This window comes from Frankia sp. CoBUL1 (genome assembly GCF_978021245.1).
The window spans coordinates 1-9,425 of sequence record NZ_CDXDOS010000126.1 but is presented as its reverse complement, the minus strand read 5'-3'; the positions used below and the strand labels follow the sequence as shown (position 1 = coordinate 9,425).

Below are 9,425 nucleotides of genomic sequence, written 5' to 3'. Positions count from 1 at the left end.
CGCTGTGTCGCCCAGGGCGCCCCGAGTCACCCCACAGCACGTCTACAAAACGTCACCGATCACAGCGTAGCGTAATCTCTGCGCGGCCCTGGGGTTGGACCCGGCAGTGAGGTCATCGTGCCGGCGTTCACCTTCATCTCCTCCTCGCAGGCGGCCCAGCGCCTCGGCGCGGTGGCCGTGCCGGTCGACATCGACCCGGGCACGTACTGCATCGAGGCCACCGCCGCGGCGGCCGCGGTGACCCCGCGCACTCGGGCGATCATGCCGGTGCATATGGCGGGCCAGGTCTGCGACATGGACGCCCTGGCGAAGCTGTCCGCGGATGCCGGGGTTCCGCTGATCCAGGACGCGGCGCACGCGCACGGTGCGCAGTGGCAGGGTAAGAAGCTCGGCGAGCTGGGCTCGGTGGCGGCGTTCAGCTTCCAGAACGGCAAGCTCATGACCGCCGGCGAGGGCGGCGCGGTCACCTTCCCCGACGCCGAGCTGTACGAACTCGGCTTCCTGCGGCACAGTTGCGGGCGGCCACGCACGGACCGCCGGTACCTCCACCAGACCTCCGGGTCGAATTTCCGGCTCAACGAGTTCTCCGCCGCGGTCCTGCGTGCCCAACTCGGCCGCCTGGCCAGCCAGATTGACACGCGTGAGGAGCGCTGGCCGGTGCTGGCGGGCGCGCTTGCCGACATCCCGGGCGTCGTCCCGCAGGGCCGCGACGACCGGTGTGACCGCAATCCGCGCTACATGGCGATGTTCCGGTTGCCCGGGTTCAGTGAGGAGCGCCGCAACGCGTTCGTCGACGCCCTTGTGGACCGCGGGCTGCCCGCTTTCGCCGCGTTCCGGGCGATCTACCGGTCCAACGGCTTCTGGGAGACCGGCGCCCCGGACGAAACGGTGGACGAGATCGCGAAGCGCTGCCCGAACACCGAGGCGATCAGCGCGGACGGCGTCTGGCTGCACCATCGGACGTTGCTCGGCACCGAAGAACAGATGCACCAGGTCGCGGCCATCGTGGCCGAGACCCTGGCCGAGCTGTGAGCCGAGGCGAGACCGGCAACCCCACGCGGACTCCGCTGCGGGTCGCCGTGGTGGGGCTGGGCTGGGCCGGCCGGTCGATCTGGCTTCCCCGGCTGCGAGAACACCCGGAGTTCGTCGTGGTCACGGCCGTCGATTCCGATTCCGGGGCCCGCCGGGCGGCGGCCGGGGCCGGCCCGGGCCTGGCCGTGCTCGCCGACGTCGACGAGATCGACCGGACTCAGGTCGACCTCGCGGTCGTGGCGGTGCCCAACCACCGGCACGCCGACATCGCAGCCCGGCTGCTGAGCGCCGGTATTCCGGTTTTCCTGGAGAAGCCGGTGTGCCTGAGCTCGGCCGAGGCCGACCGGCTCGCGGCGGCCGAGTGCGCGGGCGACGCCATCCTGCTCGCTGGGAGCGCCGCGCGGTACCGGGCGGATGTCAGCCGGCTCTACGAGCTCGCCGACGGGCTCGGTGCCATCCGGCACGTCGATCTCGCCTGGATCCGGGCCCGGGGCATTCCCGACGCCGGTGGCTGGTTCACCCGGCGGGACCTCTCCGGCGGCGGAGCCCTGGTAGACCTCGGCTGGCACCTGCTCGACACCCTCACCCCGCTGCTGGGCAGCGTCCGTTTCCAGCAGGTGGTCGGGACGATCTCGGACGACTTCGTCAGCGACGGCTCCTGGGCGGCCTCCTGGCGTCACGACGATGGCACCGGGCCGGCTGTCGGCGCCGGCGGTGACGTCGAGGACACCGCACGTGGCTTCCTGGTCACCGAGAACGGGGTCTCGGTGTCGTTGCGGGCGAGCTGGGCCTCGCACGAGGCCCGGGACGTCACCCTGATCAACGTCGAGGGTGCCGCGGGCACCGCGTCGTTGCGCTGCACGTTCGGTTTCGGCCCAAACCGGCAGGATCGTTCGGTTCTGACCCGCACCCGGGCCGGCGAGACCGTGGCGGTGCCTGTGCCCGACGAACCGATCGGGACGGAGTACCGCCGCCAGCTCGACGAACTGCCCGCGCTGCTGGCGGATCCCGCGTCCCGGGGCGGGCGATCGAGGAGGTCCGCCCGACCATCGCCGCCATCGAGAGATTCTACGACTCCGCGCGCTCGCACCGGTCCGTCGCGCCGCTCGCGCACGCGGCTCGCTGAGGTCACGCATCCACGACTTGTGTCACGAATATCGAACGGCACCCAACGTCGAGCCCGGGGGGCACGTGGGAACTGAGCTGAAACCCTGGTCGGCCATGACCACCACCGGGACTGGGGCGGGGACGACCATCGGGACCGGTGCGGCGTCCGGAACACGGAAACGTGCGGTCATCTTCGATCTCGACGGGGTGCTGGTCGACAGCTTCGGAGTGATGCGGCAGGCGTTCACGATCGCCTACGCCGAGGTCGTGGGTCCCGGCGAGCCCCCGTTCGAGGAGTACAACCGGCACCTGGGACGGTACTTCCCGGACATCATGCGGATTATGAATTTGCCGCTGGAGATGGAGGAGCCGTTCGTCCGCGAGAGCTATCGGCTGGCCCACCAGGTGGTGCTCTTCGAAGGGGTCGCCGCGCTGCTGCGGAGCCTGCACGAGCGCGGCCTCGGGCTCGCGGTCGCCACCGGCAAGGCGGGTCCACGGGCCCGGCACCTGCTGGGTGAGCTCGACATTCTGCCGATCTTCGATTATGTCATCGGCTCTGATGAGATCGCCCGTCCCAAGACGGCGCCGGACATCGTGAACCGGGCACTTGAGCTGTTGGGCGTGGCGCCGAATGAGGCGATGATGATCGGGGACGCGGTCGCCGACCTGGAGAGCGCGCGTGCGGCCGGCGTGATGGCGGTGGCCGCGCTGTGGGGCGAGGCGGACGGCGCCGAGCTGGTCGCGGCCGGGCCGGACGCGGTGCTGCGCCGGCCCGCGGAGTTGCTGTCCCTTCTCCGGCCGCACCCGGTCGAACCCGCCGGCACCGCCGGTGTCCCCGCAGCTCAGGCCAGCCGGCCGATCCTCGCCGGCGACTGAGCCGCCAGGAGCGCTCCGAACAGGGAGGACAGGCCGCCCAGCAACGCTGGGCGGACGGGCGCGGGCGGATGTCCCGGGCGGGCAAGGGTCTGGGCGTGCTCGGCGACCGCCCGCGGAAATCCAGGCAGGCCGGCCGCGAACCCGCCGCCGACCACCGCCATTGCGGGATGCAGCAGTTCGGTCAGCCCGACGACGGCCGTGGCGATCGCCGCGGCACTCTCGCCCACCGTCCGCACCGCCCAGGCGTCGGCCGCGAGCCAGGCTGCGCGCAGTTCGGCGAAGGTCACCTCCGCACCACGCCGCTGGGTGGCCCGGCGCAGGGTGGCCGGCCCGGACGCGGTTGCCTGCACACATCCGCGGCGGCCGCAGTCGCAGCTGGGCCCGTCGGACGAGATGATCAGATGTCCGATCTCGCTGGAGCCGCGACCGGGCCCCGGGCAGGACCGGCCGCCGAGCACGATCCCGCCGCCGACGCCCGTCCCGACTCCCAGGTAGACCACGTTCTCACAGCCGGCCGCGTCCGCCTCTGCGAGCGCGGCCAGATCGCCGTCGTCGCCGCAGACCACGGTGCTGCCCGGCAGCAGATCCCGCAGCGCGGCGCCGAGGTCGAGCCCGGTCCAGGCCGGCCGGCCCGGCCATGTTGTGACCCGGCCGGCGGCGTCGATGGTCGCGGGCATCGCCACGCCGACGGCGTCAACCCGACCGCCCCATCGGGCGGTCAGCGCGGCAACGTGTGCGGCGAGATCGTCGATGTCCTGGGTGGCGGTCGCCGACGGCGACCACTGGAAGGTTGTCTCCACCGGCCTGACGGGACCCTCCGGTCCGCTCGGCCTGCTCGGGCCGATCTGCTCGTCGCCTCCCATCGGGTTCGCCCCGGCCTGTGCCGTCCCGGCCTGTGCGGCCTCGGCCTGTGCGGCCCCGGCCTGTGCGGCCTCGGCCTGTGCGGCCCCGGCCTGTGCGGCCTCGATGCGCAGCGCGACCTTGGTGCCGCCCACGTCGATACCCAGACAGCCGGTTGGGGATGGTGCACGCATGAGCCCTCGCAGGTCGTCAGGCGGGTGCCGCCGGGACGAGATCGAAGAATGAGCGGTAGAAGCCGATCTGGTGGGCGAGCATGTGGATGCCCGGATGGGTCGGCAGGCCGAGTGCGGCCGCGGCCCGCAGTAGGCGGGTGTCGGGCGGTTTCATGATGATGTCCGCCACGACGCAGCCCGCCGCGAGCCCATCCGGCGGGAAGGGGAGCGGATCGTTCGGACGCAGGCCGAGCGGCGTGGCGTTCACCGCGAGATCGACATCGTGCAGCAGGGGTGTCGCGACGCCGACGGCGCGGCCCGGCCAGTGCTCGTCGAGGCGGGCGAGCAGGCCGTCGCGCTTCTCCCGATCCGGATCGTAGATCGACAGCCGTGTGCTGCCGGCGTCGAGCAGCGCGGCCGCGATGGCGCTGCCGGCGCCGCCCGCGCCCAGTAGCGAGACCCGCGTTCCGGCCACCGGACGTCCGGCGGCCGTCAGCCCCCGGACGAATCCCGCTCCGTCGAAGTTGTCGGCCTGCCAGCGCCCGGACGGGCCGCGGCGCAGTGCGTTGGCGCTCCCGCTGATCGCGGCCGCCGGACTGCGTTCGTCGGCGAGGGCGCAGGCGGCGGCCTTGTGCGGAATCGTGATCAGGATGCCGTCCAGGTTCTCGATGCGCCGGAGTCCATCGAGCACGGCGGGGAAGTCCGCCGGCCGGGCGTGCACCGGTACGAGGACGGCGTCAAGCCCGAGTTCGTCGAACAGCGGATTGAGCAACGACGGCGCCTGTACCTGTTCGACGGGATCCCCGACGACGGCGAACAGGCGGGTGGCGCCCGTGATAGCACACGCGGCCGGTGGCACGGGCGTCAGGCCAGCGGCCCGCGCGGCATGTCGCCGAGCGTCTTCATGACCGGGTTCTCCGGAATGTCGCCCACCAGTTGTGGGCCGTCCGCACCGTCGAGCACGAAGGTGAGGCCGGTGTTCGTCGACTTCTTGTCCAGACGCATCACGGCGACGAGCTCGGCGGCGTCCGCCTCGGTGGGCAGGGCCGTCGGCAGCCCGTAGCCGCGGACCACGTCCAGGTGCTCGCGGACCCGATCGTCCCCGATCCGGCCGAGCTCCCCGGCGAGACGGCCGGCGAACACGGTGCCGATCGCCACCGCCTCACCGTGGCGCAGCGCGAAGTCGGTGACGCGCTCCAGGGCATGTCCCAGGGTGTGGCCGTAGTTGAGGATGTGGCGCAGGCTTGAGTCCCGTTCGTCCCGGGCGACGACGGCGGCCTTGAGCGCCACGCTGGCGGTGATCTGCTCCGTCACCGGCAGACCGCGCAGGTCCCCGGTGCCGATGAAGTGGGCCCGCGCGATCTCGCCGTAGCCGTTGATCCACTCCCGCCGGGGCAGGGTCCGCAGGTGGTCGGTGTCGCAGAGGACGGCGCTGGGTTGCCAGTAGACACCGAGGAGGTTCTTGCCGGCGGGCAGGTTCACCGCCGTCTTCCCGCCGACGCTCGCGTCCACCTGGGCGAGCAGGGATGTCGGGAGGTGTACCACCGCCACGCCGCGGTGGTACAGCGCCGCGGCGAGCCCGACGACGTCCGTGGTGGTCCCCCCGCCGCAGGAGATGACGACGTCCGACCGGGTCAGCCCGAAAGCCGCGAACCGGCCGCAGAGCGCCTCGACGTTCGACAGGTTCTTGTCCGCCTCGCCGTCCCGTGCGGCCAGCCGCAGTACCGGCACGCCCGGGTCGGGGACCGCGTCCTGCGGCCGCGCCGAGACGATGACGGCCCGCCGGGCGCCGATCCGCGCGACGATGTCGGGCAGGATTCGGCGGACCCCGGGACCGATATCGATCGGATAGCTGCGTGAGCCGAGGTCCACCGAGACCCGTCGATGATCGGCGGTGATCTGCTCGATCGGACTCGTCCGCTGTGCTGTGAGCATGCCCGTCACGGTGTGCCTTCCGGATCCGCGGTCGCGTGCTGGCACCTGCCTGGTGCCTTGCGGTGGTTCTGCACGGGGCCGCCCCGGCAATTCTGCCGTGCCCGGCAGTCGCCCCCTTCCGCCGGGTTGGGTGTGAGCCATCGCACTTCCTCCTTCCGTTCGTCTTCGTCGCTCCCGCGCGCCACCGAACGCCCCGCGTGGGTCGGTGCCCCCGCGTGGATCCGCACCCCGCACGAATTGGTGCATGGTGCACGCAGAGTAGGGTCGTGTGGTGGGTTCAGACGACGGCGCGAGGCTCGCGACAGCGCTCGGACTTCTCCTCACCCGGCCGAACCGGACGCGTCTGTTCGGGGAGTTGCTCTCCTCGGCGGACGTCGGACTCGACGAGGCTGTCTACCCCGTGCTCAACGGTCTGGCCCGTACGGGCCAGACCACGGCGCGCAAGCTGAGCATGGAGATCGGCATCGACCGTTCGGTGGTGAGCCGGCACAGTGATCGTCTCGAGGCGCTCGGGTTGCTGCGCCGTTCGGCCGATCCCGATGACGCCCGCGCGGTCCGCCTGACGCTCACCGACGAGGGCCGGGCCGCCATCGATCGCTCTCGGCGTCGGCTGGCCGACGTCTTCCAGCGCACGCTCGACGACTGGCCCGCCGAGGACGCGCGTGCCTTCGTCGCCGGCATGGAACGCTTTGTCGCGGAGCATCTTGCCGGTCGGGGCCGGTGACCAGGCCGAATCAGGGCAGCGGACGGGGGAAGATTGCAACCTTCGTCGCCATCGCGACGACGCTCATCGGCGTGATCATCGGGATTGCCGTTCACGGCTCCTGACGGCTCGGCCTTTTCTGGTTCGAGGAACGGGTGACGAGTGTTGTCAACGAGTGTCGTCAATGCTTCATCTCTCGACGCCGGCGGTTTGGAGATTCTCGCCTTACGCTGGCCGCTAGCGACGGGGGAGACGCGCACGGCGACATAGCGGCGCCCGCGGAACATCGGGAGGCCCGTACCTGCAGGGAGGCCGCCCGGCTCGGGGGGTGCCGGGCGGCCTCGATTGATGATGACATTTGGATGGCTGTCAGGACAAGCCCGCGAGGACGGCAGGTTTCGGACAATGATCACCAGCAGTCCTGTCCGGCATCCCCGGGGACGAGTTCGATCAGTAGTCCGGAACCCGCGTCGAGATAGGCCCGTCGGGGGTTCCGAGCGTCCGGCCGGAGTTGCTCGACCAGGCATCCCGCGGCGACCGCCCGGTGCAGGCACGCCGGCAGGTCGTCGACCTCGTAGCCGATGGAGAACAACCCCTCGCCGCGTTGGTCGAGAATTTCCCGCCCTGTCCACGGCCGGTCGCCGGGTTCCACCAGCTCGACCAGGCTGCTGCCGAAGCGGCCGAACGCGATCCGGACGTCCTCGATCATGATCGGTCGATCGTGCCAGACGGCGGGGCCAGAGACGACCCGCGACTCCCACGCATCGACCCCGAGGGAGACGGCATACCGTTCCCGGGCAGCGTCGAGGTCCGCGACGAGGATGCCGAGATGGTGGAACGTCAGCTCGCCCAGCATCTCCTCGATGACCCGTGCCGCCAGCAGGGCGCAGGCCGGTGAATGGGGCGTGGTGCGGACGGACGACGACGCTGGATCCGGCGTCGTCCGGATCCAGTCCTCCCGATTCTGGATGATTGTCTCCACCACCGCGGCTCCCTCCATGCCCCTGGCCCAGGCAGAGGGCGAGGGCGCCGATCGTATCGCCGTCCTCCGTCCTCCCTGCTCTCGCCGTTCTGCGGGCTGTTCTCGCCGTTCCGCGGGTGCCGTCGATCAGGACGATCCCGTCGCGGATGGAGGCGGGATGGCCCCGACCCTCAGCGGCCCGACCTTTAGAGGGTTGCCGGAGTGGGCACCCCACCCGTGCGGGTGAGCAGATCGTCGAGGTCGTACTCGTACCAGCGGCGGAGCGGCTCGGGGGAACTCGTGCGCCCCCACTCGTACATGTGGCGCTGGGCTTCGAAGGAGCCGTCGTGCCAGCGGCGCAGCACATCGCCCAGCCGGAGCGGAGCGGGGAGGAAGTCGGCGCCGCCCAGCAGAGTGGCGAGCCGTTCGACGGCGGCGGCTGGGGCCAGCCGGCCGGCCTCGACCTCGTCCATCACGGCGCTGAGCGAGTCGAAGAAGGGCTGGAACTCCGGCAGATCGGGGCAGAAAGTGCCCAGATGTGGCGCGTCGAGCAGGCGGTCGAACAGCGCCGGATCGCCCTTTTTCAGATAGCCGAAGTAGGTTCCGACGATCCGGGAGATGCCCATGTTCCAGCCCAGGAACCACACCTTCGACCACGCCCGCCACAGGTCGAAGTCGCGGAACGAGACGTAGGAGCCGTGTACGAGTTTGTCATTGACGTCCAGGATCGTCTGGTTGAGCGTGTCGATGTGGCCGAAGCGTTCCGCCGAGAAGTCGTCGTCGGCGAGGGCCTCTATCAGGGTTGGTGCGAGGGCGTAGATGACCTGCATGGTGTTGGCCATGCCACGGGAGAACAGCGCGTCGATCGCCCCGGCTGCGTGGGACATCATCGCCCAGCGGTCACCGACCGTCCGCGAGCTGGAGTACTGGGTGCGACCGGTGGAGATCCAGTCCCAGGCGGGCCGGGCACCGGCGAACTGGCGCGCGATACTGGGGAACCGCTCAAGATAAGCGTTCCATTCCTGCTCGGCGGGTACCGAGGGATCCCTGGGGAAGCGTCGCGAGTCGAGGTTGAGCCCGACGCTGCACAGTGGGTTGGTGGCCCGCTGGTGATTGTCGAACGGGATCACCCACAGCCACCCGCCGTCGAACAGATGGTGCAGGGTGCCTTGGTGCCACAGCGACGGCTGCCCGCTCGGGAGGGTCACCTCGTCGAAGGGGGTGACCCCCACCATGTGGGTGAACAGGGTGCGGGAGTTCGTCCGGAACCGGCAGGGATCCTCTCGCAGGGCGAACTGGTTCGCCAACACGGAGTTGCGTCCTGAGGCGTCGACGACGTAGCGAACGCGGATCCGTTCGCCGGCCCCTGTCGTCAGCGTCGCGACGTCGTCGGCGAAGTCGACTTTTTCCACCATCGTGCGTTGCCGTGGTTCGGCTCCGTAACGGACGGCCGTATAGAAGAGGTAAGCATCGATGTCCTGGCGGTGCATGTGCATTTCCGGGCCGTTCGGAAACTCCGAGACGCTGCACTGAGTGACCTCTTCGGGGTTCTGGAGCGCACCCTCGTGGTGGTAGACGAATCCGAAGTTGCGCTTCACTCCGCAGGCCGAGGTGACGTGGGAGCGGACGCCCTCGAAGCTGCTCACATGGCCGAGCTCGGGGACGTCGAACCGCTGGGCGAGCAACTTCAGCAGATAGGTCGTCTCACCGATGGTCGACTCCCCGAGCGCGAAACGTGGATGCGTGCCACTGTCAATCAGAACCACGCGGTGACCGTGTCGGGCGAGGATATTGAGCC

Annotated in this window: 7 protein-coding genes and 2 pseudogenes; 4 read left to right on the top strand and 5 right to left on the bottom strand. The window is 70.5% G+C overall.

Going from position 1 to position 9,425, the window contains the following annotated elements; genetic code table 11:
• Positions 1–90 precede the first annotated feature (90 nt).
• The 3 genes and pseudogenes from AC08OX_RS10850 to AC08OX_RS10840 all read left to right on the top strand — a co-directional run.
• A pseudogene (locus AC08OX_RS10850) lies at positions 91–1,032 on the top strand (DegT/DnrJ/EryC1/StrS family aminotransferase); the annotation flags it as partial.
• Positions 1,029–2,158, top strand: a pseudogene (locus AC08OX_RS10845) (Gfo/Idh/MocA family protein). The pseudogenes AC08OX_RS10850 and AC08OX_RS10845, both read left to right, overlap by 4 nt.
• Before the next feature lie 95 nt (positions 2,159–2,253).
• Positions 2,254–3,015 carry an HAD-IA family hydrolase gene (locus AC08OX_RS10840; RefSeq protein ID WP_476607695.1) on the top strand — a complete coding sequence of 254 codons (762 nt, stop codon included), beginning with the start codon at positions 2,254–2,256 and terminating at the stop codon, positions 3,013–3,015.
• Here AC08OX_RS10840 and AC08OX_RS10835 read toward each other — a convergent pair.
• The 3 genes from AC08OX_RS10835 to AC08OX_RS10825 are packed head-to-tail and all read right to left on the bottom strand — an operon-like array spanning position 2,982 to position 5,963.
• Positions 2,982–4,049, bottom strand: a complete 1,068-nt coding sequence (locus AC08OX_RS10835) for an ROK family protein (protein ID WP_476607694.1) — start codon at positions 4,047–4,049, stop codon at positions 2,982–2,984. The two genes, AC08OX_RS10840 and AC08OX_RS10835, sit on opposite strands and share 34 nt — an antisense overlap.
• 16 nt (positions 4,050–4,065) lie before the next feature.
• Entirely contained in the window at positions 4,066–4,887 is an 822-nt protein-coding gene (locus AC08OX_RS10830; RefSeq protein ID WP_476607693.1) for a shikimate dehydrogenase family protein, read from the bottom strand.
• Positions 4,888–4,892: 5 nt separating this feature from the next.
• Positions 4,893–5,963 (bottom strand): 3-dehydroquinate synthase family protein, encoded by a 1,071-nt coding sequence (locus AC08OX_RS10825; RefSeq protein WP_476607692.1) that lies wholly within the window; start codon positions 5,961–5,963, stop codon positions 4,893–4,895.
• A 268-nt stretch (positions 5,964–6,231) separates the two neighbouring features.
• Between AC08OX_RS10825 and AC08OX_RS10820 the strand changes: the two genes are divergently transcribed.
• The gene (locus AC08OX_RS10820; RefSeq protein ID WP_476607691.1) at positions 6,232–6,687 is read left to right on the top strand and encodes a MarR family winged helix-turn-helix transcriptional regulator; all 456 of its coding nucleotides are present in this window, start codon (positions 6,232–6,234) and stop codon (positions 6,685–6,687) included.
• 388 nt (positions 6,688–7,075) lie between these two features.
• Here the strand turns inward: AC08OX_RS10820 and AC08OX_RS10815 are convergent, their stop codons facing one another.
• Complete coding sequence (locus AC08OX_RS10815) at positions 7,076–7,651, bottom strand: VOC family protein (protein ID WP_476607690.1); 576 nt, start codon at positions 7,649–7,651, stop codon at positions 7,076–7,078.
• 182 nt (positions 7,652–7,833) lie between these two features.
• On the bottom strand, positions 7,834–9,425 hold a 1,592-nt coding region (locus AC08OX_RS10810; RefSeq protein WP_476607689.1), incomplete at its 5' end, for an NAD(P)/FAD-dependent oxidoreductase.

Coding starts and splice junctions, on each gene's coding strand:
- AC08OX_RS10835 (WP_476607694.1), bottom strand. CDS start 4,049: ATGCGTGCACCATCCCCAACCGGCTGTCTGGGTATCGACGTGGGCGGC.
- AC08OX_RS10840 (WP_476607695.1), top strand. CDS start 2,254: ATGACCACCACCGGGACTGGGGCGGGGACGACCATCGGGACCGGTGCG.
- AC08OX_RS10825 (WP_476607692.1), bottom strand. CDS start 5,963: ATGCTCACAGCACAGCGGACGAGTCCGATCGAGCAGATCACCGCCGAT.